This window comes from Mesorhizobium sp. M7A.F.Ca.CA.004.12.1.1 (assembly GCF_003997835.1).
In the GTDB taxonomy this organism is placed as follows: Bacteria; Pseudomonadota; Alphaproteobacteria; order Rhizobiales; family Rhizobiaceae; genus Mesorhizobium.
Window position 1 is genome coordinate 1 of sequence record NZ_RZRK01001385.1, and the last position, 737, is coordinate 737.

Here is a 737-nt window from a genome sequence, read left to right on the forward strand (position 1 = left end):
CCGCCTCGATGAAGGACTTCATGATTTCGAAGGCGTTGAGCGGTCCGCCGAAACCGGCTTCCGCGTCGGCGACGATTGGCGCGAACCATGTCTCGACCGAAAGCCCGTTGCCTTCGGACGTTTCGATCTGGTCGGCGCGCTGCAGCGTCCGGTTGATGCGCTTGACCAGTTCGGGCGCTGCATTGGCCGGATAGAGCGACTGGTCCGGATACATCGCGCCAGCCGTGTTGGCGTCGGCGGCAACCTGCCAGCCCGACAGGTAGATCGCTTTCAGCCCGGCGCGCACCTGCTGCATCGCCTGATTGCCGGACATGGCACCGAGCGCGTTGACGAAGTCCTCCTCATGGATGAGCTTCCACAGCCGGTTGGCACCCATTTCGGCGAGGCTCTGACGGATCTGCACCGAACCGCGCAGACGCTTCACATCCGCCGCGGAGTAGGGCCGTTCGATACCGTCGAAACGACCTTCCGGGGCCGATGGCACGAGGTTGTAAAAATCAGTCATTGGTCACTCCGAGGAATTGCTGAACTGTGTCAAGGCTTCAAGAATTTGGGGTCGTTGGGTTATGACTGGATTTACATTTCTGCGCGACATCAGCCACAAAAATCAGGGAAACCGACGGAATATAAGAGAAAACCTGTGTTGCGTTTGACAGAGGTGCGTTGTAAATTTGTCATTATTGTAAAAGGACCGAGCCCAGAAATTCGTGTAAATGCTGTAAAGGACAGTCCGTGGC

The 737-nt window shown here is 57.3% G+C and carries 1 pseudogene; it reads right to left on the bottom strand.

The features are described 5' to 3' along the window. Positions 1–505 (bottom strand): annotated as a pseudogene (locus EN984_RS36560) (isocitrate lyase); the annotation flags it as partial. Positions 506–737: the final 232 nt, after the last annotated feature.